Here is a 22,523-nt window from a genome sequence, read left to right as displayed (position 1 = left end):
AGAAGCCGGGCATGAAAGCCCAGCTTCGTTGAGAGCGTCACATTTGCGAAATAATGCCAGCCACCGTCGCCGCCGTTCCGGCAATAAAACCAATGGTGCCTTTATATTCCCACACGCGGCTGAAAAAGCCCGGCGAAGGGGCTGTTGAATCCGACCTGGCTTTCTTTTCCTGCTCTGGCGCCTGCGGTGGTTGTTGTTTCTCTTCCAGCCACGGTGTTTTCGTTTTTTGACTGAAGAAAGGACACTTATTGATGTTTTTAACCGATAATCGTTCTTTCATTTTTTCAGGATCTGGCAAATCGACTTCGGCATACTGTTTGTGGGTGGCATCAATCGATAATTCTTTCGCTAATGAAGGGAATAAACGGGCAATCAAGGGTTCCAAGCCCGCATTGATACCACGAGACGCTGCCGATTGAGCACTGGTCAATGGGAACTGCTGCAGCTTATTGCCGATGAGGTAAAGCGTCCGTAACGCGTGACACAGGATTTCAAGCTCTTCTGCCTTTAAATGCTTAAGAACGGCTTCTGTACTCATGCCCGGTTCTGCAAAACGGCAGATCAAACCCGGTAACTTATCAAAATCGAGCAGCTTTCGCAGATAATGCAAGATAGGTTGGCAATAATCAAACTGGGCTCCAACCACCGGTCTTTTATCCTCCTCGGGAAAATGGGCAAGGAGTGCCATGAAATGGGAGAAAGCCTCCGTGTCTTTGAGCTCAAGAGCTTTTAACAGGCAGTTGAAATCACTGTCAGTGCCCTTTGTCACGGCATCTGAAAGCAACTGCTCGACAATCATCTGCTCGGCAACCAGCAAGGCCGTTGACAAAACCGAGGCCACATGACTGCCGGTATTAAAAGAAGGTAAAACCAGCGTGCCGTTCAGTTTCACATCAATCAGCTGATCGTGTTGTTCAATTACCGCCACGTCATCAAAGGAACGGAAAACAGGTTGCCCTGTGCTGTCTTTGAGATCAAAGGCATAAGCGATGGCTTTAAGATTATTCTCAATGACAGCAAGAGGATTGGTGAACCGAACAGGCAAAACCGTACGTTTACTGCGTGGTTGACTGACTTTAAGCGGCTGGACCATCTCATCCTGCAAAGCGCCGGTTAAGAAATCGTCAATAACGGAGGGATCGTCTTTTAACGCAGCCTGCAGGCGGTTATAAACCACCTGAAGCGACGTATCTAACAGCGGTCGAGGATCAAACTGGTATTGTTGCAGGTAATCAAAAATCACATACATGGCATTAAAGGCCTGATTCTGGATAAACAAACCAAGACCGCTGCTGTTAACCAGGTTTCCAGACTGCAGCAATTTTTGCTGCATCGGGCGCTTCTCATAAAAACCGCCTTCGGCGATCGCTGAAACGCGAATAATGTCTTCGGTGATTCCCTGAGGCAGGATGTCGCCGGTTTTTTCATGAATAATCCAGCCTAAGGGCGCAAATGCCTTGTCAGCGGCAATCGCCAGGCCATTGGCCTCTCGGGTAAATTCCTGTTTATCGTCCATATAAAAACGAAGCTTACTGATGACCGCTGTCTGTGATTGGGCAGCGAACTGCTCCACCACCACGGCAAACGGTTTGCCGGAAGTGCGAAGCTCATTATCCAGCAACGCCCTGTCTTTGGGAGAAAACTCAGCGGGACAAGTCAGATAAATAAATCCCTGTTTCGTTAATTCATAACGCAGATTACGACCCACATTCCATACCGGGGCATGAAGAATATCCCAAAGACCCTGTTCGCCATAAGTGCCCTGACGATTGATATGCACTAAGGGCTGAGCCCGTTCGTTTAATAATTTTGAACGCCCCAAGGGTAAGTGACTGATAAATTCCAGTGACTGCCCTACCGCCTTGGGATGGGTAGATTCGATTTCGCTGAAGAACAGGTTGGCCTCATCATCGCCATGGGCACGGCGTTCAACAGGATTATCGCGATAATCAAATTCGGCCACCTGCTGCAGTAATCCGGCGCGCTGGCCCTGCCCCAGATGAAATCGAATGACGAGAGCCCCGATATTTTTGAATCGTTCGGTAAACGCCGCAAGCGGGCTTAAATCAGGGTTAGGATCAATGTATTTGCCTTGCTCAAAATGGTCCGGGGTATAAAGCGCCCCTTTGTAAGACAGTGTCACCCCCGAGTAAGATTTTTTATCCTGTTTAATCTGCTCGTAAATACTGGTTGTGCTTTGCATGAAACGACTCATACCAAATAACGGACAGAAAGGGTATCAGAGACACATTAACGGAAGCTTAAGAAATGAATCACCAGAGGCCAGACGGATTCAAATAAATACTTATAGTTTAATTTATGTTCATTTTATGTTATAAAGACCGCTTTTAAGAGGAACCCGTATGAAAACCAAGGCAACAGACGAGCTAACCCATGAACAGACCAAAAAGGCCAGGACAGCGCAAGAGCCCCCCCTGCTCCCCTCATTCAGCGAGGTTTTAAACGAATTAAACAAATCGCCCGTCTTTCAGAACTATGCGTTGAAGCGACAAGAAAGAAAAGAAAGAATTAAAGAAAATGCAGGTCGGCTTATTCTCGAACTGGATGGCGATTTACAGCGAACCCTCACCGAGTTGGCGCAGCTTCGTGCGGAGGATGAAAAAAAGCAGGCCCAGTTAAATGAGGCGCAGGAGAGAATCAGGGGTTTGGAACTCGAAAACGAAGCGCTTACAGCGCAAAACAACGCGTTGCGTGAAGAAAATAAAACCCTGTTGCGCTGCAATGAAAGGCTTTATCAACAAAAACTTTCCTTTTTTAACCAAAGTCCCTCCAGTGAGGCAACCACCAATCCGGATCTGGCGGACTTTAATCAATCCTGTACCGTTTTGTTGAGCGATTGAGCAGTTTTCCCCGGCAGGGGGTCTGAAGAGAACTCAGGCTGGTGTTTTTATCACCGCCCGATAGGCATGCAGATTCATCAGCAATTCTGCTTCCGCGTTGGATAAGTGGCAGCTGCTGATGATTTCATCCTTGTTGCCGCCCATCTCAAGGATTTTTAACGCATGTTGATAACCACCGTCGTTATCACGTTTGGTTTCCAGGGATTGCAGCTGATTATCCATACTGACCAATTGACTGTTAATTTCCGCCAGTTTTTTGGCAAATACCAAATCGGCATTCACCACCGCGGCCTGCTCCAGCTGATGCTGGTCCATGGCCTGGCTTAAGGTTTTAAGCCGTTTCTCAACATCCAGCAGTTGCTGGCGCTGATGATAAATGACATAGGCCAGGCCTAAGGTTAATAACAACTCCATGATGACGATTAAACTCATTGACTCTCCTTGCCTATTGGCTGCAGATGGCTTTCACCCGGAGACAGATTCAAGTTTCTGGCATCCAGCGATTCGACTTTCTTGCTGCTCAAATCCGGGTTTAAAAACCGGGGTACTGTCTTGTTTTTGGCAATAATCAGGTTAACACGGCGATTTTTAGCCCGTCCATCCTCTGTGGTATTGTCAGCGACAGGGTATTGTTCGCCATAGCCTGTGACCGTGATTTTACCTGGATCCACGCCATAAATCGTCAACACCCTGGCTAAAGCCGCAGCCCGAGCTGTGGACAACTCCCAGTTAGATGGGAATTGCGGCGTATTGATGGGCACATTGTCAGTATAACCTTCCAAGGCAATAGGATACGGTACTTTTCTGATAATTTCCGCAATTTTCATTAATTTGACGATGCCAGCCGGTTTCAGATCCGCGCTGCCGCTGTCAAACAGCGCGCCGGCTTTGATATCCAGTTCCACCCAGCCGTTGTCACTGTGAATATTCATATCGGGATCCTGCAGTTCAGACAGGGACTTCTCCAGGGCATTGAATTGCTCGCTTTCGCTGCCCTTCATTTCCAGTAAGGCTTTCCCTTCCTTGCTGTTGGTTGAAAATTGCACTGGGGCGCGATCCACTCCCTTGGAATTAAACGCAGAGTTCATGCCTTCAGACAACGCTTTGTATTTGGAGACGTTGACGGAAGAGATGGCATACATGACCACAAAAAATGCAAACAGTAGGGTAATGAAATCGGCGTATGAAACCATCCACCGATGCGTATCCTCATGCTGAACTGCCTTGTTTCTCTTTCTTCGCATTTTGATGATGTTGTCCAAAATTATTCAATTTTAAGCTTAGCATATTTGGACTCTCCCCGCCGGCCATGGACACCAGACCTTCGACGAGCATCTCATCATGATGAACCTGATTGGCTACACAGCTCTTGATTTTATTGGCAATAGGCAAAAACATGAGGTTGGCTAAACCCACGCCATAAATGGTAGCCACGAACGCGACGGCGATACCGGCACCCAACTCACCGGGTTCCGCCAGGTTTCTCATGACCTGAATCAAACCAAGAACGGCCCCCAGAATCCCGATAGTAGGGCTATAACCGCCCATGCTTTCAAAAACGTGCGCGGCATGCAGATCATGGGCTTCACGACGGTCAATTTCGGCCTCAAGGATCTGGCGTACGGTTTTCTTGTCCACGCCAATCACCAGTAACTCCAGGCCCTGCCGCATAAGAGGATTGGGCTCCTGCTCCATAAAATCTTCCAGCGACAACAGGCCGTATTGGCGGGCACGCCTTGCCAAATCAACCAGTTGTTCACGCGTCTGATCGTAACTCTGCTTGGGCGGACGTATGATCCAGGGAAGGATTTTAAAGGCGCGTTTAAACGTGGACAGCGGCGTTTGCACCATGACAGCGCCCATGGTCCCGCCCATGACAATCACCAGCGCCGGTAAATTCAACAGCGAGTTTAACTCGCCCCCTTCAAACATCTGGCCGATAATGATTGCCAAAAATCCGGTTATCAATCCAAGTAAGGTCAAAGCATCCATAAGTACTATTCCGATAATCGTGCTTTAAGGCGAATTGTCGCCTGACTATGAATTTGTGAAACACGAGACTCACTGACACCCAAAACCTGACCAATTTCTTTTAAATTCAGGTCCTGTTCATAATAAAGCGACAACACCAGCTTTTCTTTCTGCGGCAGCGTTTCAATGACCTCGGCTAAACGCTTCACCATGTCCTCATGCAAGGCATTTTCATGCGGCTCCGAGGAACTGCCCGGCTCGCCTTTCAACACATCCTCCGTCACACCTAAATCATCAAAACCATACAACTGGCTGCCGGCGGAGTCTTTTAAAAGCGAATGGTATTCATCCAGGCTTATATTTAATTCGTCCGCAATTTCTTTATCTTTAGCATCACGGCCTAAACGGTTTTCGACTTTTTTAACCGCTTCCGCCACCATGCGGGCATTACGGTAAACCGATCGGGGAACCCAGTCGTTTCGTCTGACTTCATCCAGCATGTGGCCGCGAATGCGAATGCCTGCGTAGGTTTCAAAGGAGGCGCCTTTACTGGAATCATAGTTCCTGACCGCTTCCAGCAAACCTAACATGCCTGCCTGAATCAAATCATCCAGTTGTACAGAATAAGGTAATCGCACGAGTAAATGATGGGCAATACGCTTGACCATTAAGGCATGGGTCTTAATCAGCGTTTCCTGGGTCTGTTGATTTACTTTGCCGTATGCTTCCAAAGCATCCACGACGCTCTCCTTACTGTATTCTGACTGAAAATCTTCCCTTTCAGTGTTCACCCGCAACCAGCCGCTCCAGAAAAAAGCTGGTATTACCGCCTAACGAACGCCTAAATGGCCAATCTTCAACATTTTCCGCCAGCTGATGTATTGCTTTTGTCGCACTGCATTCAGGATAAGCAACCAACACTGCTTTTTGTTTTTTTACCGCTTCATGAACCTGATTATCAAAGGGGATGGCCCCAAGATAATCCAGGCTGACATCCAAAAACTGCTCGGCAACACGGTAAAGTTTGTTAAACAGTTCCCGCCCATCCTTGACGCTTCTGACCATGTTGGCCAGGATATGAAAATGCGTCCATTCATAGCGTTTGCTCATGACTTTGATTAAAGCATAAGCATCCGTTAAGGAGGTGGGTTCATCACACACCACCACAATAATTTCCTGCGACGATCGAGTAAAGCTTAGCACAGTATCGGAAATGCCGGCCGCCGTATCGATGATCATGTAATCAAAGTCATCGGTTAACTCATTGAATGCATCAATAATGCCAGCATGCTCGGCTGCGCTGAGCTGGGTCATGTATTCCGTACCGGAGGCGGCCGGAATCACCTTAATGTCATAAGGACCGGTCAGCATGATGTCTGTTAAATTGCAGATGCCCTGAATGACATGAGATAAATTGAATTTGGTGTGCAACCCCAGCATGATGTCAATGTTGGCCAATCCCAAATCGGCATCCAGGAGCAGCACTTTTTTATCCTTCTGTGCAAGTGCAACGGCCAGGTTAACCGACACATTGCTTTTGCCAACCCCGCCCTTTCCGGCCGAAACAGCAATGACTTTGACCGGTTTGGAGCGGCTGATATTGCGTAAGCCGTCTGCCTGATCGCCGACTTCACCGCCTTGTTTAACTTTCGACATACATCCCCCTCGCCGCCTGTTGCATGGCCGCACCTTCCAGTTCGATCCGTTGCTGCATGGCCTGGCCTTGCTCCGCCAGTTGCTCAATTAACTGATGCCTTGTGGCCATTTTGATGTCTTCGGGCACCCGCTGGCCATGGGTTAAGTAACTCACGCCCAGCCGCGCCTCCGTCACCGCGCTTAATATGCCGCCTAAGGCCAATGATTCGTCAAGCTTGGTGATAATGCACTGCTCGACGCGATTGACCTGATACCGTTGAATGGCATCGGCAATCACCTGATAATGACTGGTAGCCGGTAACACCAGGACTGTGGCAATGGAGTGAAGCCTTGTGCTCAGCAAATCCATTTGTTGGGCAACCCGTTCATCCGCCGGATTCATACCCGCGGTATCAATCAGGACCAGTTTCTTATTGCTGAGCTGCCGGATAACCCGGCTTAAGGACACTTCATCCTGCGCCACGCAGACCTGTACCCCTAAAATTTTGCCATAGAGCAGCAATTGTTCTTCTGCGGCAATGCGGTAAGTGTCCATGGTGACAAGGCCCAGGTTTTCGGCACCGAAACGTAATACAAAGCGGGCTGCCACTTTCGCCAGGGTGGTCGTCTTCCCGACCCCGGTCGGCCCGACAAAGGCATAAACACCCCCTTCCTCAATGCGACGGGAATCATAAATGGGAAGGCGCATGGAAAAGTCATTCAACACCTGCTGCCAGCCTTTTTGCTGATTCAGCGTGGGACTGACACGACTGACCAGTGCCGCGGCCGTTCGCTGACTGACCCCCAGATAAAGCAGTTTTTGCATCAGCACCGCGTGCAGGGGCTCACCCTGTCCGCCATGGCCACGGATTTGCGCTTCCAGCATGCCGCGCAGCGTCTGGATTTCCTGACGCATTTCATCGAGCGGCGATTCCACCGCTTTCAGGGCGGGTAATGGCGGCGGTTCGGCGCTTGCTACAGCCGCCTCCGTACTCAATACCGTTTCGTCGTAATCAATGGCTGCCACCACTTCAACGCCGTTATCCACCCGGCTGCTGGACAATATGACAGCATCCGGGCCAAACGCCGTCTTAATCTGCTGCATGGCAGTGCGAGTATCAGGTGCAACAAAGCGTTTCAGTTTCATGGATTCTCCACTCTACTAACCTACCGTACCAATAATGCGAATCTCCTTGTTATCAGGGATTTCCTGATACGATAAAACATGCAAATTACTGGAAATGTGACGCACAAATCGTGCCAACGCCGCGCGTATCCCCGGTTGAACCACGAGCACAGCCAATTCATTTTTCGCCTGTTGCTGGGCGGCCAGTTGCGCCAGCGAGTGCTGAATTTTATCGGCCATTCCAGGTTCAAAGCTCACACCCTGACCGGCGTTGCTCTGGATGCTGTTCTGCAATAACTGTTCCAGCTCCGGTTTCAGCGTAATGATGGGCAATTCCTCATGCAAACCGCTTATTTTCTGAGTGATCATGCGCGACAGGGCCACCCTGACCTGGCCGATGAGGTAATCAATGTCTTTGGATTTACTGGCGGCTTCTGCCAGGGTTTCGACAATGGTACGGATGTCGGTTAAGGGGATATGTTCAACCAGCAGGCCCTGCAGGACTTTATTCACCGCGCCCAGTGTCAAGGCATCCGGCACCAGTTCTTTCACCAGTTTGGGTGAAGTGCGAGCCAGTTTATCCAGTAATTGCTGAGTTTCTTCATAACCCAGTAATTGCTGGCTGTTGGCTTCCAGAATCTGGCTCAGATGCGTGGCAATCACGGTTGAAGCATCCACTACCGTATACCCGTAGGTATGCGCCTGTTCTTTCTGATTTTCGTTAATCCAGACTGCTTCAAGGCCAAACGCTGGATCAAGCGTCCTTAAACCGTCTAATTCGCCAAAGACCTGCCCGGGGTTAATCGCCAGCCATTTATCATTGTAAATTGGCGCCTCGCCCATCACCACGCCGGCTAAGCTGATGCGGTAATGGTTGGGTTTTAAATCCAGATTATCGCGAATATGAACCGTGGGGATGAGAAAACCGAGTTCCTGAGAAATCTTTTTGCGCACGCCTTTGATGCGCGACAGCAGCACGCCCCCCTGGGTGCTGTCCACCATGGGGATGAGGCGATACCCCACTTCAAGACCAATGACATCCACGGGATTGACATCATCCCAGGACAATTCAGTTGCAGGCTCTTCAACACGGCTTGCCGCTTCCGTCTCCTTATCGACCAGCTTGCCTGCCTTTTCTCTTTCGATAAGCAGATAGCCAATGCCCCCTAAACCGGCCGCCAATAAAATAAAAGCAACATGAGGCATGCCGGGAATTAAACCAATACCGCCAATAATGCCGGCGGCAATGAACAGGGATTTGGGATTGCCAAAGACCTGATGCACCACGGCCTTGCCCATGTCCTGGGCGGTTGAAACCCGCGTGACCATGATGGCTGCTGCCGTGGATAAAACCAGCGAGGGCACCTGCGCCACCAAACCGTCACCGATCGTCAATAACGTATAATTGCGCAAGGCATCCGAAAAGTTCATGCCATGCTGCATCATACCGATAGCCAGGCCCCCGACCAAGTTAATGAACAGGATAAGGATACCGGCGATGGCATCCCCGCGCACGAATTTGCTGGCACCATCCATGGAGCCGTAGAAATCCGCTTCCTGAGCGACTTCCGCCCGCCGCTGCACGGCCTGTTCCTGATTAATGATGCCGGCGTTCAAATCGGCATCAATCGCCATCTGCTTCCCGGGCAATGAGTCTAAGGTGAAGCGGGCGCTGACTTCTGACACGCGCCCGGCTCCTTTGGTGACCACCACAAAGTTGATGATCACCAGAATGGTGAAAACCACAATCCCCACCGCGTAATCCCCGCCGATGACCACCTCACCAAATGATTCGATGACTTGTCCCGCCGCATCCGTACCGGTATGACCATGCAGCAGCACGACACGGGTCGAGGCCACGTTCAGTGCCAGGCGAAGCAAGGTGGCGATAAGCAGCACAGTAGGGAAAACAGCAAAATCAAGCGGCCTGTCGCTGTAAACCACAGCCAGCAGAACCACCAGCGACAAGGCAATATTAAAGGTAAAGAAAATATCAAGCAGAAAAGGCGGCAGAGGCAGGATCATCATGCTCAGCATGATGACCATCATCAGCGGCGTACCCAGGCCGTGCTGCATCCATTGGCGTAAAACGCTCACGACATTGTTCATGCTTCATCCTCCACATCGCGTTTTAACTCATCCGGAATGGGTAAATCCCTCAAAAAGCCCGGTGTCGTCTCGTAACGACTTTTATCCTCAAGTTGAAAGATGTACGCGAGAACCTGGGCGACAGCCACATACAGCCCGCGCGGGATCTCGGCATTCAAATCGGTTGAAAAGAAAATGGCTCGGGCCAGGGGCGGCAGGGAAAGAATGGGCACGTCGTTGGCCTTGGCCACCCGGTTAATCTGCAATGCCACCAAATCCTTGCCCTTGGCCACCACAATGGGTGCGCGCGTGCCATCCTGCCGGTAGCTGATGGCGACCGCGTAATGCGTGGGGTTGGTTAACACCACTGCCGCCTTGGGCACTTCACTCATCATGCGCCTTCTTGCAATTTCCTGTTGAGTTCGGCGAATCTGAGCCTTAACCTCTGGCTTTCCTTCCGTTTCCTTGTATTCGTCTTTTAATTCCTGTTTAGTCATTTTCAATTGCTTGTTGTGTTCATACCATTGGAATGGCACATCCACCGCGGCGATAAGAATTAAACTCGCACTGATAATCAGAAAAAGAATGCCCACTATCCACAGTCCTTCACTCAAGGCACTGTTTAAGGGGGAATTCGCAAGTGCCAGCAACGCGGGAAGTTTCCATTTCAGCACCAGAATCGACACAATGGAGATGAGAAAAAATTTAGCCATGGCTTTGAGCATTTCCATGAGGCCTTTGACCGACAGCATGCGCTTGATGCCCTTCAATGGGCTTAAACGCGAAAACTGCGGCTGCACGGATTGCAAGCTGAATACCCAGCCGCCCATGAGCAGCGGAGCGGCGATGGAAAGCACAAGGATAACCATCAAAACAGGGAATACAGCCATTACCCCGGTCTGGATGATGAAATAAAGGTTGTACATCATGTCCATGCTGGTTAAAAGAATACGGCTGTCGAATTCAAAGGCATGATGCATCATGGTCAGGAAATGCGTCGATAAAAAATCACCAAAAACCAAAAATCCCGCGCCGGAAAACAGCAGGATGATCGTGGCGTTAAAATCTTTCGAACGCGCAATCTGGCCCTTTTCCCTCGCTTCTTTTAACCGCTTGGGCGAGGGCTGTTCGGTCTTCTCCTGGGACTGTTCATCGTCTGCCATCAGTACAATAATCCTTTAATAAGTAACATTCCCTGCTCAAGGCTGTCGGCAATCTGTGCCGCCACCCCGGGCAAACTGACCCGCAATATCACAATCCCCATAAACAAGGTAATGGGAAATCCGATAGAGAAAATATTAAGCTGCGGCGCCACCCTTGTCATTATGCCAAAGGCAAGACTGATAACCAGCAAAGCGAGAATGGCCGGCAAGGCCACCAGAACGGATTCTTTCATCATCCAACCCGAAAAAATCAGCACTCGGCCAATATCCGACAACTCCACCGGCACACTTCCAACCGGCAGCATGGTAAAACTGTTAAAAAACAGCTCGAAAACAGCCAAATGGCCATTCAGGGCCAGAAACATCAGGCTGACCATCAGCAAATAGAACTGACTGATTAAAGGCACGCTGGCCTTGCTGGCGGGATCAATCATGGTGGCAAAACCCAACCCGGCCTGCATGGCAATGATCTGTCCGCCAATAACAAACACCTGAAACACCATCTGCAGAACAAAGCCCATCATCAACCCCAGCAGCAGTTCAAAGGCCAGATAAATCAGGTAGTAGGCATTGAAATGCTCAAGCGTGAGATTCGAGGGGATAAACGAGGACAGCAGAAAGGAAAATGCCATGGCAATGACCACCCGCACCCGCACAGGAATCAAGATAGATGAAATGACCGGCATGGTCAGAAACAGGCCGCTGATACGCGGCATCGGCCAGACCACCTGGCTGATTTGAATAATCATTGTCTTATAGTCAATGTCCATGATTAATCAATCAGGTAAGGAATATTCATAAACAGTGTTTCCGTATAATGGATCATGGTTTTTAATAACCATGGTCCCGCAAACGCCAGCACAAGGAAAGTCACAAACAATTTGGGAATAAAACTTAAGCTCATTTCATTGATTTGCGTGGCCGCCTGAAACATGGCCACGACAAGCCCCACCAGCAACCCCGGGACGATGAGCACGGCCAGGATGATGATCATCACATAAACGCTCTCGCTGAAAATTGAAACAATGCCATCGGGTGTCATCTTCCCCTCCTGGGTTAGCTCAGGCCTAGCTCATGGCAAAACTGGACGCTAAAGAGCCCAGTACCAGTGTCCACCCATCAACCATCACAAACAGCATGATCTTAAACGGCAGGGAAATGATTAACGGCGACAGCATCATCATACCCATGGCCATCAGCACGCTCGCCACCACAATATCGATGATTAAAAAAGGCAGAAACAGCAAAAACCCAATCTGAAAAGCCGTTTTTAATTCACTGGTCACAAAGGCAGGAATCACTACGCTCATGGGGACCTCAGCCAGGTTGGCATAGGTTTTGTTACTGAATTTCTCAAACAGCGCCAGATCGTTTTTGCGGGTTTGATTGAGCATAAAATGACGAAGCGGCCCCTGGGCCAGCCCTAAGGCCTGCGTGAATTCGATTTTATCGGCGAGGTAAGGCTGCACCGCCTGCTCATTGATTTGATTGAATACCGGGGCCATGACAAAAAAAGTCAGGAACAGGGCAATACCTATCAATATCTGATTGGTCGGCGTTTGAGCCATCCCTATGGCCTGCCTTAAAATAGAAAGCACGATGATGATGCGGGTAAATGCTGTCATCGCCATCAACAACCCCGGCAAAACGCTGAGCAGGGTCATGAAGATGAGAATTTGCAGATTCACGCTGTAGGTTTGGGCTCCGCCTGTGCCAGGTGTCACGGTGACGCCTGGTAGACTGAGGGATGCGGCATTGGCAAGCACCGGAAATAAAAGCGCCATCACGAGAAAGAGTCTTGTCCTCTTGTGCTTCATTTCAGGACTTCCTCATGACGTGTTTAAGCAATTCAGGAAACGAACTTTTCGCTTCTGTCTGAAAACCTGGCGGCAGTTCCTCGCCGAAATCATGCAGTGTGTTGATACTGCCATTAGCCACACCAAGCAGTAAATAACGCTCGCCCGCCTTAACCAGCATGATTTTTTCACGTGGCCCAAGACTTGTGCCGGCAATGATGCGAAACGCACCGCTGACGCCGATGCCTGCCTGATTTAAACGCCTTAAAACCCAGGCTAAAAAGACAATCAGCAGCACCACCATCAAAAGACCCAACGTCAGGCGCAACATGTCATGAGCGCCTAAAGCCGAACTGCCTTTGGCCAGCTCCGTCCCGGCAGCCATGGCGTTTAATGGGAGAAAAAGGCTTCCCCAAACCCCGTGTGATGTTTTCATTTCAGGCGCTTGATCCGTTCGGCTTTGCTGACGATGTCGGTTAAGCGCACCCCGAACTTGTCGTTTACGACCACCACCTCGCCGTGAGCCACGAGGGTGCCGTTGACCAGGACATCGAGAGGCTCTCCAGCCAGCCTGTCCAAGGCCACGATGCCGCCCTGATTCAATTGCAAAAGATTGCGTATGGTCATTCTGGTACGACCAATTTCCACGGTTACCGTGACCGGGATATCCAGAATCAGCTCCATTTTTTCGCCGCTGGCATCCACCGCACTGCCATTCCCTGTTGCCGTACCTGCAGCTATCGCGTCCTTCTGCTCACTCATGTCCATCCCCTAATAACTGATTTTTTTAATGATTTTTAACGCCCGCTTATCGTTGGCACTGCCCAGGGTCGCAGTAAAACTGGGCGTTCCCTCAATATCCAGCGTAACGATTTCATGCATTTCAAGCGGGAGGAAATCGCCAACCTGCCACGCCATCACTTTGCCAAGCGTACTGGTCGTTTGCGCCATGGCACTGGTGACCAGTAACTCCACATCCATTAATTCCTCTTTAAGCGACATGATCCAGTTGGGATCAATTTCATCATCCGGCCTTGCCGCGCCAAGTTCAAGCTGCTGTTTAATGGGCTCCACCATCGAGAAAGGCATGACAAAGGAGAAACTGCCCTTCTCGCGGCCGAAATCAATGAGAAAACGGCTGACCAACAGCAAGTCCTCCGGTTCGCCAATGTGTACAAGCTGCGGGTTGGTCTCATCGTTGACGCGGATAGCCTCCAGCTTGATGATGGGCGCCCAGGCGTGCTCAATATTATGCACCAGTTTGTTAATCACAATTTCCATCACCCGTAATTCCGCCGCAGTAAAATCGGTTTTGTCCGTCTGCGCCAGAAACTGCGAATTGCCGCCAAAATAATAATCGACCAGATCGTAAACAAAGGTATTGTCAAACAGGACAATGGCTTTACCGCGTAAGGGTTTAAAACGGTAGAGGGTCATTAAGGTAGGGTTTGGCAGGCTGTCTAAAAAATCGCGGTGTTTGACGACACTTAACGGTTCCTGTTTGATTTCCAGCTCTTTAGCCATGAGCTGATAGATGTCATTACCAAAAAAACGGGCGGCTCGATCATGAATTTTATCGAGCACCGGCAATTCACCGCGAACAATGCGCTCCTGACTGGCGAAATTCAAGACCTGGATTTTTTCTTCAAGTCCTGCGTCTTTCGGCGGATGCACGGTTTTAGCAGCAGGCTTTTCTTTCACCGGCTCAGCGGCTTTCTCGTCGGCAGGATTTTCAGAAGCGGTGGCGGCGCCCTGATTGCTCTCCTCACTCCCTTCTGCGACAGGAGCAGCCCCTTCCTCATCGCTAACGGAGCTTAAGAGCGCATCAATTTCTTCCTGTGATAAAACATCTTTTTCAGCCATAACCATCCTGTCAAACCATTGAAAACACTCTTTTTCTTACCATTACTTTTTCTCTTTTACAGAGTCCAAGCAATTCACGTGCCACCTAAGAAATTGAGTGAATAATCAAAAAGATACAGGATTAAGATAAAAAGCCTGCAGGGAGAAAGTCAAGTTTTTGACACAAAAAGTCCTACTCTTCTTCCTTTTCCTCGCATTTATCAATGGCAGCGGCTTTGCATTGCTCATTGCAATCCAGGGCGCTGGAGGTGATGCACACTGTGCTGATGCAATTGTCCGTGTATTGATTGACACACATGTCATGATCATAATTTTCAGACCCGATAACGACTGTGGGTAAATCCGCAGCATACACCGTCACAGGGGCTAAACCGGTTAAGAAGAATACCATGGTGAGGGCTTTGCGCATAAGAGTCATCCTTTATTACTCCGTCTTATAAAGTATAGTCAGTGCTTCATAAAAAGAAGCAAACGGAATAAAGGATTGTTTAATTCAGCAAACATGGCAAAATGATCATTATAACAGACGCTTCCTCCCTTTATGCGCAGCCAGACTAAAACCCTTACTCATTTCAGCGGCGCCGTTTTAAGCCAGTCAACCTGCTTTCGTCCCGACAATGAATGGCAGCTGCCTCCTTTGTTTGAATCATCGCTGACCAATGTACTTGCCCGCGGCTATGGATTGAGCTATAGCGATTGTTGCTTTAACACGCAGGGAAACGTCATTGATTGCACGCGGCTTAATCATTTATTGAGCTTTGATGACAGCAACGGATTACTGTACTGCCAGGGCGGCGTAACCTTCGCTGATTTATTTGAGGTTCATCCGGACTTTATTCCGCCGGTCGTACCCGGTACTGTCCATGCCACCCTCGCTGGCGGCATTGCCAATGATGTCCATGGTAAAAACAACGCGTCCTCCGGCAGTCTTGGACAGCATATTCAATGGATAGAATTACAGCAGGGCTCCCGACTCCTGCGGGTAAGTTCCGAAAAATATTCTGATCTTTTTACCGCGACGCTGGCAGGACTTGGATTAACCGGAATTATCCGGCGCGTTGCCTTAACGCTGAAAAGAGCCCCCCGCTGCGTGGAGGTGCACACTGAAAAATTTACCCAATTCGATAAACTGCTGACTGCCATGAAAGAAAGCAGCAGGCAATGCGATTACCTCGTGGCCTGGCTCGATTTGCTGAATTCGCCGCAAGCGCTGATGTCCGCGGCGGTTCATTGTCACGGCACCGCTCCCCCGCCGCCAAGGTCCTTCACACTGCCCAAATTACCGTTTCGCCTGATTCATCGCTACAGCATGCAGTACCTTAACCAATATTATTTCAAGCGCGCCGATACCGGCATGCGGCGTATGGATTTTATCGAATTTAACAACCCTCTCGATAAAATCAGGCATTGGAACCGGCTTTACGGTCGGCAGGGCTTAGTGCAGTTTCAGGCAGTCTTTGCAGAAGATCAGGCCGAGACCACGTTAGCCCAATTGTTGCATTTAATCGCTAAAACGCAGGCAACCCCCACGCTCTGTGTATTGAAGTATTTTACCCGGCCGGGGGCCGGCTTATTGAGTTTTGTTCGTCCAGGCTTTACCCTCGCCGTTGATTTTATCCACGACAATAACGCTCGGGCAGCGATCGAAACCATGAATCAATTCATCACCGACATTGGCGGCCGCGTTTATCTGGCAAAGGATTTGTTTCTGACTCGCGATCAATTCATGGGCCAATACCCTGAGCATGGATCCTTTAAGGCATTACTGCAACAATACCCTGCCGGCATGCAATCCGACCTGGGGCGTCGCCTGGGGATTACCCATGACTAAACAAACCTGGATGATACTCGGCGCCACGTCCATCATTGCCAATGAATTCGCACACCTCGCGGCAGCAGCGGGCCATCCACTCCTTTTAGTCGGCCGCGATACACTGCAGCTCGATGTCATTGCGGATGATATCACCTTGCGTCATCGCGTGGTCTGCGACGTTCTGACAGCCGATTTAAGTCAAGACATCCGGGAGCTGCTTAAGAAAATTCAAACCCTGGAGCAGGAGCTGTCATTGTTCATCGCCCACAGTACCATTGTTGAAAACAATCACTTAACCCCGGCGGCAATAAGCAACGTGGTAAAAACCAACATTTCAAGCACGGTGCAGGTGATTCACACTTACCTGAATAAACAACAAAGCGAACATCAACTGCTTTTTTTAAGCTCAGTCGCCGCCTGCCGCGGCCGAGCCCGAAACAGTTTATACGGCGCCAGTAAAGCCGCCATAGAAGTCTATCTGCAGGGATTGCAGCAGCAGGCCGGGCCTTCGACAACCATCACCGTGGCGCGCCTCGGTTTCATCGATACCGTACAGACCTATGGCATGCCGGGTGTCTTTTACGCCTCACCGCCCAAGGCCTGCGCCAAAGCCTGCTGGGATAATCTCCACCGCAAAAAACGCCTGTTTTACCATCCCGGTTTCTGGCGTCTTATCATGGCCGTCATCAAGCATCTGCCTTTCTTTATTTATCGACGCATGGGAAATGTTTAATGGTTTCCGTCTGCGTTTAAAGACCGGTTAACCGACATACCTTCTTCAGTGAGCCGTTATTTATGGGGCAATGGCTTTTCACCGCCCTCTTCCTCGTCGCCCTCCCTTTCCGTGTCGGAGTCTCCTTCATCCTGCTCCTCCGTCAATGCGCCGCGATCCTCATCGCCTTCGCGTTCACGCTCATCGTCTTCATCCTCGTCACGATTGGCCGCACGATCCGCTGGCGCCAGCGCTGATTTTTTAGCAGGTGACGATTGCAATTGCTGACTCATGCGGGCATCGCTGCTTAAGCTTGCGCCCAGCAGGTGATCGGAAACACTATCCAGCGTTTCGGTGTCCTTGACCACGTCATGCTGCATCGCCTGTTCGGCTTCCTTCAGTTTTTTTTGTTCATTGAACACCTTGTACCCTAAAACAGCCCCGGCCAGGGCAGCAATGCCGACGGCCACTGCCGTCACCGCAATGACAGCTGCCGCGGGCACGGCGACACCGGGCAGAACAAAGGCTAAAGCCACAATACCCAAAGCAAAACCGGCAAAAGACGCGGCATAGCCTAAGCCTTTAACCCATTTTTTTTCTGTTGACCACTCATGATGCGCGTGGGGTTGTTTTCGCAGAAACCCTTCGACATCCATGTCTTCAATGTCATTCTCAAGGCTTTTCAATTCATCTTCCACGTCCAGGCTCAATCCGTCCTTTTCCTCTTCAGTCAATTCCGAGTAAAGTTCAACGCTTTCCTTGGCGAAATCGATGATGCCGTACCCCATCACGATGGAACCCACGACGATGCCGGGTACCGCCAAAACGGGAAAAGCGATGGCTAAAACGGCCGCGGCAGTAACCAGGCCAATACCCAATCCAATCCAACCGATGTCTTTCAGGAGGGATTTGCGGTTATTGGTTTCTTTTAAATAGCTTAAGCGGGTATCGGCTAATAATTGGGCATTTCGTTCAATTAACCCCATGGCTGCCAAATTACCTAAATCCAGGTAAGTGGTTTCCGCCACCAGGCCATCCAGCAAGGCCTTTTTCTGTGCCTCAAACTGACTGGGGGGTAAGCTTTGCAGCGCTTCAAAATGGCGGCACCATAAATCGAAATCAGGATCATCCTGAAACTTCTCGGCAAAACGCTCAAGCAAGGCCCCCCTGTTCTCGATGGTCGCGAGCTTCAGAGTCTGGTGCACGTGATGGAAAAAACGAAAATCCTTCAAGGCAAGCTCCACATCGCCCTCAAGCTGCATCACTTCTTTAAATTGATCAAGAAGCAGATTGAAGCGTTTCTGCTGCAACTCGTATTCTTCTCTGCTTTTTGCATGAAGCAGGGCAACCAATCCCTGATCAATGCGTTCCTGCAATTGTTTAACTGCTTTTCTGGCTGCCGCGGTTTTCAAGTGCGAACCTGAATCATCAAGAATGGCTCTCAGCTGATTGCGGATAATGAGAGCGGCGGTTAATTCCTGTTTGGATAAATCCTCATTGAGTTGCCGCTGGCTTGGCATGGGACTACTGGGCATGTTATTTCTCCACTCAAATCCTTTACTTCATCGCGTCTTTGGCGAAGAAGGTAAAATAGTAATTGTACAGCATAACGAAGGTACCATCATTTTCAAATTCAGTAATAATGGCATTCATTTTCTCTATCTCTTTTTCGTTGCCGCGCCGGGTGGCAATGCCCATGCCGTAGCCTACCTTAATACTCCCCTTTAACGCTTTCACAATGCTCGGGTACTGATGCTCCAGGTAGAGTACAGAATAATAATTGATAAAGGCCGCCTCGATTTTACCCGTCTTCATGGCTTCTACCAGACCGCCGATGTTGGAATACACCTGCAAATCGACCTTGAGTTCAGGATGGTGAAGCAGGTAATCAGCGTACACGGTGCCTTCCATTACGCCGATGCGTCGTCCTGCGAGTGGCTCAATGGATGTCAGCGGGCTTTTCACCATCACGATGAACCCGCCTGAGGACAGGAAATAAGGAATGGTGAATAAAAATTGGGTTTCCCGTTCCGGTGTAATCGCTAAAGACCCCATGGCGTAATCAATTTCACCGCTGGCTAATGCCTCAAACAATTGCTGCTTGGGCATGGTGACGAATTCGCATTGCCATTTTAAACGGCTGCAGATGCGCTGCATCAAGTCCACATCAAAACCGGTATTGACAAAATGGTTGTCATTCATCACAAAAGGAGGATCGAAAATGGGCGTACCTATTTTTACTTTGGCTTCAGCAGACAGGGTGAAAAAAAGAAGAAATGACAACAACAAACGCATCCACTTCGTCATCATCGTGAGCTCATGGTTATTTTTCTACTATAACTATAGTCAGCCTTAGCCTGTTGTGTAAAAATGCACGTTATTTTGTACTTTCTTTAATGACTACCCCTCTTGACAACCCCTTCTGGCAATTCTCCAATCACCTGTACCGCAATCCTCAGGTCAAAACAATTTGCCTTACCCTGCAAAATCAGTGGCAATACAACGTCAACCTGCTGTTATTCTGTGCCTGGTTAAGTCAAACCAAGCGGCTTATCCGCTTTAAGGACATGCGAAGTGCCGTGGATTTGGTGACTGAACAGCAGTCGCGCCTGACCGAACCCTTGCGTTGCGCTCGCCAATACTTAGCCGCCCTGCCGGCAGACGTCGCGATAAAGGCCAACTATGAACTGGTTCTTCAGCTTGAGCTTCTGTCTGAATCGTTGCAGCAGGACTCGCTCTACAGGGCCTTTAAGGATAAGCCGCAGGCCGCCTCAATCGATGTCAAACAACAGAACCTGCTTTACTTAAATTGGCTGACAGACGCCATGAATCAATCGCCTGAAGAGGCTATCCAGCACCTTTTCCTTGATTTGATTTGTTTTCAATGCCCCTGAAATGTGGGTTTATAATCCTTGTCAACTAAAATAATTGCTACAATTAGAATTAAAAGAATACAGGGAAGACAAATTATGAGCGGATACAGACCACTGTTTTCATTGTGTTTGTTGTACGCCCTGGCCTCGCCTCTGCAGGCAGAACCAGACAAATCCGATTTAATCAAAGTTGAAAAGGGTAAAAACACCGACTGCGTGGAATATTATAATTACAACGGCGAACTCTATTGCAGTACTAAAGCCTCACGCCTGCAAAATGCACCCGGCGATTTGGAAAGCATGGAAATGCAAACCATCGTTTTTGATGATCGCGAGTGGAAAGCGGCCTGGGGACAAAAAACCGACACCATCACCACCATTGAATACATCCCCAAAGGGGACAACATCGAAAAATGGCAGGAACTGGTGACCAGCCAGTTCATCCCCGGTATTCAGGATAAGATGACACCGAAAGAATTCAGCCAGAATGTCATAAAATATCTGAAAGAATCAGGACTCGACCCAGTGATTAACGTGATAAGCGAAAGCCCCGATCGGGTTCTGTTTGAATTTCAGGTGACGGAACCTGAAAATCTGAAACAGGATGAACTGCAACTGATTACCAAAGGCAAAGACGGGATGTATGTGCTGCACTATGTCATCAAGGAGGCGCCCATGGACAACGAGCGCCGGGAAAAATGGATTAAGCTGTTAAATCAAAGCAAGCCGGAAAAGCCTCAGATCAAAACTGAATAGCCCTCTCTGGTCAGCGACTCGTCGATATTGCGTAACGATTGCGCTTTACCAAAGAAACCGATACGGTGCGCACCCAATGCCTCGCGCACCGCTGGATTCCTGCGGACATCCCCGTTTTTTTCCTGACAGGCTGTAGTCAAGGCCTGTTCAATGCGGTTACTCTTGTCCGTGCATCCCCAGGACAAAAGGCCTGTTTTTTTCCGCAAACGTTCAATCTCTGCCCTGACAGCCACAACCCCTGACACCTCAGCCTCATCATGCCCTTCTGGCGTTTGAGCAATGTGAAGCGACGGGTCCGCGACGCTTGCCGTGTTCGTTTGCAGCGATGATGTCCTGGGCGCAATGTCGTCTGCAGACTCCACTTCAACCTCTACCGGGAGTGGACGTTTTAGCTCATCGGTCTCCTGCATGGTCCTGGAAAAACTGACTGTGGGATATTCAATTGAACTGACTACAGGGCTCTCGTCGGATGGCTCGGTCAATTGGGAGACAACCTCATCAACCTGCTCGTCGTCCCCGGAAGGATAATCTTCACTGACGTCCTCCGGATTATAGAGCAGAGGTTCATCATCGCTTCCCTCCTCGGCATACAAATCATCGAAATGAAGCAGGCTTTCTTTTTCTCTTTTTTTATCGAGAGTATCCAGAGCACTTAACAAAGCGGCATCGAAAGGCTCATAAAACTCGGTCACCCGGTCCAAGTCCTCATCAGTCACCGTTTGCAGCAACTCATCATGCCCTTTTCTCAGCTTCAGAATATTGTCTTTGTAGGTTTCCTCGTCATTAAACCGGGCCAGGTCGTCTGGCAAAACAAATTTTTCATCCACTGTCTCAAGCCAGTTGGGATTGTTTAAGACATACTCCAGGAAATAAAGGCTTAAAGGCCCACAGGAAACCAGTTTCCCTCCATCTTTTTTAGCGGTTTGCAACGCATGGGGAGAAGCATGCACAGGAATGAGTTTATCCAGTTTGGTTAAATCCAGATGCTTGATTTGTCCAGCCGGGTTAAACAGCACGAGCTTCATGCCCAGTGCCGCCACCTTGACAAAAACACCGGCCACGTAATGAACGCCTGCTAATTCGGGCTTAAAGATAAACGGAAAATAGCGCACGTGTTCAGGCGTTTTTCTGAACCAGTCGGCCGCGATGTTTAACACGTCGCCGATGTTTCGACTGTAAATACCGTCAAACAGCACCTGGGGCGATAAAAAAAGAGCCTTTGTTTTGCTTTCAGGTAAATGGGTAAACAAAGTCCATGCAATACGCTTGGTATCTTCGTTGTCATACCAGGTATTAAACTCGCGGCAATCTTCAAAACCACCTTTCTCATTATCACGCTTTCGAAACTCGTCCGTTGCTTTACCCATTTGCATCCCCTACCAGTAACATTCTGACATTTTACTTTTTTTGACCGAATTTACAATAAAAATCGGGCAATTTTTAGACAAAAAGATCTGGTTTTACAAATTACGGCGGATTGGTTTATCATAATGGGATGAAATTATCCCTGCGCATTTTACATGGTATGCTGGTTTTAAGTCTGCTGATTCTGGCCCTTAAACCCATGCTGCTGCCCTCTGCCGCCGAGCCAAACACCACCCATTACACCTTCCAGTACGACTGCCAAAGCCGCCTTGTCACCGCAATGTCCTGCGCATCAACGGCTTATTGCCTGCTGAGCGAAGACCCGGCTGGCAGTATTTTTAGCCATCTTGGCCTTTTGATTTCCCTGGTTTGCTTCATGGTCGCCACCTGGGCAACCGCGGCCCCCTTTAAACGCCTTTTGCGCCCTCCCATTCGTCCCTCCTGGTCAATTTAATCACAATTAAAAACCTTGGCGGAGTTTAAGCACTTCGCTTCTGTTAT

Annotated in this window: 25 protein-coding genes; 6 read left to right on the top strand and 19 right to left on the bottom strand. The window is 49.4% G+C overall.

Annotated elements, in window-relative coordinates; all coding sequences use genetic code 11:
* Window positions 1–37: 37 nt before the first annotated feature.
* Window positions 38–2,215 (bottom strand): Dot/Icm T4SS effector Ceg17, encoded by a 2,178-nt coding sequence (ceg17, locus tag Lrub_RS10915; protein ID WP_237760799.1) that lies wholly within the window; start codon window positions 2,213–2,215, stop codon window positions 38–40.
* Between the two features lie 148 nt (window positions 2,216–2,363).
* On the opposite strand from ceg17, the gene Lrub_RS10910 reads away from it, so the two are divergent.
* On the top strand, window positions 2,364–2,861 hold the full coding sequence (locus tag Lrub_RS10910; RefSeq protein WP_058532125.1) for a hypothetical protein: 498 nt from the start codon (window positions 2,364–2,366) through the stop codon (window positions 2,859–2,861).
* Between the two features lie 33 nt (window positions 2,862–2,894).
* Here the strand turns inward: Lrub_RS10910 and Lrub_RS10905 are convergent, their stop codons facing one another.
* The 15 genes from Lrub_RS10905 to Lrub_RS10835 form a co-directional block, all read right to left on the bottom strand.
* Window positions 2,895–3,293: a DUF2802 domain-containing protein gene (locus tag Lrub_RS10905; protein WP_058532124.1), complete on the bottom strand. Its 399-nt coding sequence runs from the start codon at window positions 3,291–3,293 to the stop codon at window positions 2,895–2,897.
* Window positions 3,290–4,105, bottom strand: a complete 816-nt coding sequence (locus Lrub_RS10900; protein WP_065235749.1) for a flagellar motor protein MotB — start codon at window positions 4,103–4,105, stop codon at window positions 3,290–3,292. Before Lrub_RS10900 ends, Lrub_RS10905 begins: the two co-directional genes overlap by 4 nt.
* On the bottom strand, window positions 4,071–4,853 hold the full coding sequence (locus Lrub_RS10895; RefSeq protein ID WP_058532123.1) for a flagellar motor protein: 783 nt from the start codon (window positions 4,851–4,853) through the stop codon (window positions 4,071–4,073). Before Lrub_RS10895 ends, Lrub_RS10900 begins: the two co-directional genes overlap by 35 nt.
* A 5-nt stretch (window positions 4,854–4,858) precedes the next feature.
* A complete protein-coding gene (locus Lrub_RS10890; protein ID WP_058532122.1) occupies window positions 4,859–5,572 on the bottom strand; it encodes an RNA polymerase sigma factor FliA in 714 nt (237 codons plus the stop codon).
* A gap of 40 nt (window positions 5,573–5,612) precedes the next feature.
* Window positions 5,613–6,488 carry a MinD/ParA family protein gene (locus tag Lrub_RS10885; RefSeq protein WP_058532121.1) on the bottom strand — a complete coding sequence of 292 codons (876 nt, stop codon included), beginning with the start codon at window positions 6,486–6,488 and terminating at the stop codon, window positions 5,613–5,615.
* Entirely contained in the window at window positions 6,475–7,614 is a 1,140-nt protein-coding gene (gene flhF, locus Lrub_RS10880; RefSeq protein ID WP_058532120.1) for a flagellar biosynthesis GTPase FlhF, read from the bottom strand. Before flhF ends, Lrub_RS10885 begins: the two co-directional genes overlap by 14 nt.
* Before the next feature lie 15 nt (window positions 7,615–7,629).
* The gene (gene flhA, locus Lrub_RS10875) at window positions 7,630–9,702 is read right to left on the bottom strand and encodes a flagellar biosynthesis protein FlhA (RefSeq protein WP_058532119.1); all 2,073 of its coding nucleotides are present in this window, start codon (window positions 9,700–9,702) and stop codon (window positions 7,630–7,632) included.
* Window positions 9,699–10,844: a flagellar biosynthesis protein FlhB gene (gene flhB, locus Lrub_RS10870; RefSeq protein WP_058532118.1), complete on the bottom strand. Its 1,146-nt coding sequence runs from the start codon at window positions 10,842–10,844 to the stop codon at window positions 9,699–9,701. The genes flhA and flhB overlap by 4 nt, the downstream gene beginning before the upstream one ends.
* A complete protein-coding gene (gene fliR / locus Lrub_RS10865; RefSeq protein WP_058532117.1) occupies window positions 10,844–11,614 on the bottom strand; it encodes a flagellar biosynthetic protein FliR in 771 nt (256 codons plus the stop codon). Before fliR ends, flhB begins: the two co-directional genes overlap by 1 nt.
* Before the next feature lie 2 nt (window positions 11,615–11,616).
* Window positions 11,617–11,886 (bottom strand): flagellar biosynthesis protein FliQ, encoded by a 270-nt coding sequence (fliQ, locus tag Lrub_RS10860; RefSeq protein ID WP_058525518.1) that lies wholly within the window; start codon window positions 11,884–11,886, stop codon window positions 11,617–11,619.
* A 25-nt stretch (window positions 11,887–11,911) separates the two neighbouring features.
* The gene (fliP, locus tag Lrub_RS10855) at window positions 11,912–12,661 is read right to left on the bottom strand and encodes a flagellar type III secretion system pore protein FliP (RefSeq protein WP_058532116.1); all 750 of its coding nucleotides are present in this window, start codon (window positions 12,659–12,661) and stop codon (window positions 11,912–11,914) included.
* Window position 12,662: 1 nt separating this feature from the next.
* Window positions 12,663–13,076 carry a flagellar biosynthetic protein FliO gene (fliO, locus tag Lrub_RS10850; protein WP_058532115.1) on the bottom strand — a complete coding sequence of 138 codons (414 nt, stop codon included), beginning with the start codon at window positions 13,074–13,076 and terminating at the stop codon, window positions 12,663–12,665.
* Window positions 13,073–13,402 carry a flagellar motor switch protein FliN gene (gene fliN, locus Lrub_RS10845; RefSeq protein WP_058532114.1) on the bottom strand — a complete coding sequence of 110 codons (330 nt, stop codon included), beginning with the start codon at window positions 13,400–13,402 and terminating at the stop codon, window positions 13,073–13,075. The genes fliO and fliN overlap by 4 nt, the downstream gene beginning before the upstream one ends.
* 9 nt (window positions 13,403–13,411) lie before the next feature.
* Window positions 13,412–14,503: a flagellar motor switch protein FliM gene (gene fliM / locus Lrub_RS10840; RefSeq protein WP_058532113.1), complete on the bottom strand. Its 1,092-nt coding sequence runs from the start codon at window positions 14,501–14,503 to the stop codon at window positions 13,412–13,414.
* Between the two features lie 172 nt (window positions 14,504–14,675).
* On the bottom strand, window positions 14,676–14,912 hold the full coding sequence (locus Lrub_RS10835; RefSeq protein ID WP_058532112.1) for a hypothetical protein: 237 nt from the start codon (window positions 14,910–14,912) through the stop codon (window positions 14,676–14,678).
* A gap of 132 nt (window positions 14,913–15,044) precedes the next feature.
* Here Lrub_RS10835 and Lrub_RS10830 point away from each other — a divergent pair, with 132 nt between their 5' ends.
* Both Lrub_RS10830 and Lrub_RS10825 read left to right on the top strand, forming a co-directional pair.
* Entirely contained in the window at window positions 15,045–16,334 is a 1,290-nt protein-coding gene (locus tag Lrub_RS10830) for an FAD-binding oxidoreductase (protein ID WP_058532111.1), read from the top strand.
* On the top strand, window positions 16,327–17,049 hold the full coding sequence (locus tag Lrub_RS10825) for an SDR family NAD(P)-dependent oxidoreductase (protein ID WP_058532110.1): 723 nt from the start codon (window positions 16,327–16,329) through the stop codon (window positions 17,047–17,049). Before Lrub_RS10830 ends, Lrub_RS10825 begins: the two co-directional genes overlap by 8 nt.
* Before the next feature lie 56 nt (window positions 17,050–17,105).
* Here Lrub_RS10825 and Lrub_RS10820 read toward each other — a convergent pair whose 3' ends face one another.
* Both Lrub_RS10820 and Lrub_RS10815 read right to left on the bottom strand, forming a co-directional pair.
* Window positions 17,106–18,563, bottom strand: a complete 1,458-nt coding sequence (locus Lrub_RS10820) for a hypothetical protein (protein ID WP_133134035.1) — start codon at window positions 18,561–18,563, stop codon at window positions 17,106–17,108.
* A gap of 22 nt (window positions 18,564–18,585) precedes the next feature.
* The gene (locus tag Lrub_RS10815; RefSeq protein WP_058532108.1) at window positions 18,586–19,338 is read right to left on the bottom strand and encodes a transporter substrate-binding domain-containing protein; all 753 of its coding nucleotides are present in this window, start codon (window positions 19,336–19,338) and stop codon (window positions 18,586–18,588) included.
* An 86-nt stretch (window positions 19,339–19,424) separates the two neighbouring features.
* Here Lrub_RS10815 and Lrub_RS10810 point away from each other — a divergent pair, with 86 nt between their 5' ends.
* A complete protein-coding gene (locus Lrub_RS10810; RefSeq protein WP_058532107.1) occupies window positions 19,425–19,922 on the top strand; it encodes a TIGR02444 family protein in 498 nt (165 codons plus the stop codon).
* A gap of 75 nt (window positions 19,923–19,997) precedes the next feature.
* The gene (locus tag Lrub_RS10805; protein ID WP_065235748.1) at window positions 19,998–20,657 is read left to right on the top strand and encodes a hypothetical protein; all 660 of its coding nucleotides are present in this window, start codon (window positions 19,998–20,000) and stop codon (window positions 20,655–20,657) included.
* On the opposite strand, the gene Lrub_RS10800 is transcribed toward Lrub_RS10805, so the two are convergent.
* Window positions 20,639–22,024: a hypothetical protein gene (locus Lrub_RS10800; RefSeq protein WP_058532106.1), complete on the bottom strand. Its 1,386-nt coding sequence runs from the start codon at window positions 22,022–22,024 to the stop codon at window positions 20,639–20,641. The two genes, Lrub_RS10805 and Lrub_RS10800, sit on opposite strands and share 19 nt — an antisense overlap.
* 128 nt (window positions 22,025–22,152) lie before the next feature.
* Here Lrub_RS10800 and Lrub_RS10795 point away from each other — a divergent pair, with 128 nt between their 5' ends.
* A complete protein-coding gene (locus tag Lrub_RS10795) occupies window positions 22,153–22,476 on the top strand; it encodes a lpg1681 family protein (protein ID WP_058532105.1) in 324 nt (107 codons plus the stop codon).
* Window positions 22,477–22,523 lie beyond the last annotated feature (47 nt).

It is taken from the genome of Legionella rubrilucens (genome assembly GCF_001468125.1).
GTDB classification, from domain to species: Bacteria; Pseudomonadota; Gammaproteobacteria; order Legionellales; family Legionellaceae; genus Legionella_C; species Legionella_C rubrilucens.
This window is presented reverse-complemented; position numbering and strand designations above follow the sequence as displayed.

What these genes read in the sequence shown, in the direction of transcription:
- flhB (WP_058532118.1), bottom strand. Translation starts at nt 10,844, where the DNA reads ATGGCAGACGATGAACAGTCCCAGGAGAAGACCGAACAGCCCTCGCCC.
- fliP (WP_058532116.1), bottom strand. Translation starts at nt 12,661, where the DNA reads ATGAAGCACAAGAGGACAAGACTCTTTCTCGTGATGGCGCTTTTATTT.
- Lrub_RS10825 (WP_058532110.1), top strand. Translation starts at nt 16,327, where the DNA reads ATGACTAAACAAACCTGGATGATACTCGGCGCCACGTCCATCATTGCC.
- Lrub_RS10835 (WP_058532112.1), bottom strand. Translation starts at nt 14,912, where the DNA reads ATGCGCAAAGCCCTCACCATGGTATTCTTCTTAACCGGTTTAGCCCCT.
- Lrub_RS10830 (WP_058532111.1), top strand. Translation starts at nt 15,045, where the DNA reads ATGCGCAGCCAGACTAAAACCCTTACTCATTTCAGCGGCGCCGTTTTA.
- fliN (WP_058532114.1), bottom strand. Translation starts at nt 13,402, where the DNA reads ATGAGTGAGCAGAAGGACGCGATAGCTGCAGGTACGGCAACAGGGAAT.
- fliO (WP_058532115.1), bottom strand. Translation starts at nt 13,076, where the DNA reads ATGAAAACATCACACGGGGTTTGGGGAAGCCTTTTTCTCCCATTAAAC.
- ceg17 (WP_237760799.1), bottom strand. Translation starts at nt 2,215, where the DNA reads ATGAGTCGTTTCATGCAAAGCACAACCAGTATTTACGAGCAGATTAAA.
- Lrub_RS10900 (WP_065235749.1), bottom strand. Translation starts at nt 4,105, where the DNA reads ATGCGAAGAAAGAGAAACAAGGCAGTTCAGCATGAGGATACGCATCGG.
- fliR (WP_058532117.1), bottom strand. Translation starts at nt 11,614, where the DNA reads ATGGACATTGACTATAAGACAATGATTATTCAAATCAGCCAGGTGGTC.
- Lrub_RS10910 (WP_058532125.1), top strand. Translation starts at nt 2,364, where the DNA reads ATGAAAACCAAGGCAACAGACGAGCTAACCCATGAACAGACCAAAAAG.
- Lrub_RS10885 (WP_058532121.1), bottom strand. Translation starts at nt 6,488, where the DNA reads ATGTCGAAAGTTAAACAAGGCGGTGAAGTCGGCGATCAGGCAGACGGC.
- Lrub_RS10905 (WP_058532124.1), bottom strand. Translation starts at nt 3,293, where the DNA reads ATGAGTTTAATCGTCATCATGGAGTTGTTATTAACCTTAGGCCTGGCC.
- Lrub_RS10805 (WP_065235748.1), top strand. Translation starts at nt 19,998, where the DNA reads ATGAGCGGATACAGACCACTGTTTTCATTGTGTTTGTTGTACGCCCTG.
- Lrub_RS10810 (WP_058532107.1), top strand. Translation starts at nt 19,425, where the DNA reads ATGACTACCCCTCTTGACAACCCCTTCTGGCAATTCTCCAATCACCTG.
- fliQ (WP_058525518.1), bottom strand. Translation starts at nt 11,886, where the DNA reads ATGACACCCGATGGCATTGTTTCAATTTTCAGCGAGAGCGTTTATGTG.
- Lrub_RS10800 (WP_058532106.1), bottom strand. Translation starts at nt 22,024, where the DNA reads ATGGGTAAAGCAACGGACGAGTTTCGAAAGCGTGATAATGAGAAAGGT.
- Lrub_RS10815 (WP_058532108.1), bottom strand. Translation starts at nt 19,338, where the DNA reads ATGATGACGAAGTGGATGCGTTTGTTGTTGTCATTTCTTCTTTTTTTC.
- Lrub_RS10895 (WP_058532123.1), bottom strand. Translation starts at nt 4,853, where the DNA reads ATGGATGCTTTGACCTTACTTGGATTGATAACCGGATTTTTGGCAATC.
- Lrub_RS10820 (WP_133134035.1), bottom strand. Translation starts at nt 18,563, where the DNA reads ATGCCCAGTAGTCCCATGCCAAGCCAGCGGCAACTCAATGAGGATTTA.
- Lrub_RS10795 (WP_058532105.1), top strand. Translation starts at nt 22,153, where the DNA reads ATGAAATTATCCCTGCGCATTTTACATGGTATGCTGGTTTTAAGTCTG.
- fliM (WP_058532113.1), bottom strand. Translation starts at nt 14,503, where the DNA reads ATGGCTGAAAAAGATGTTTTATCACAGGAAGAAATTGATGCGCTCTTA.
- flhF (WP_058532120.1), bottom strand. Translation starts at nt 7,614, where the DNA reads ATGAAACTGAAACGCTTTGTTGCACCTGATACTCGCACTGCCATGCAG.
- flhA (WP_058532119.1), bottom strand. Translation starts at nt 9,702, where the DNA reads ATGAACAATGTCGTGAGCGTTTTACGCCAATGGATGCAGCACGGCCTG.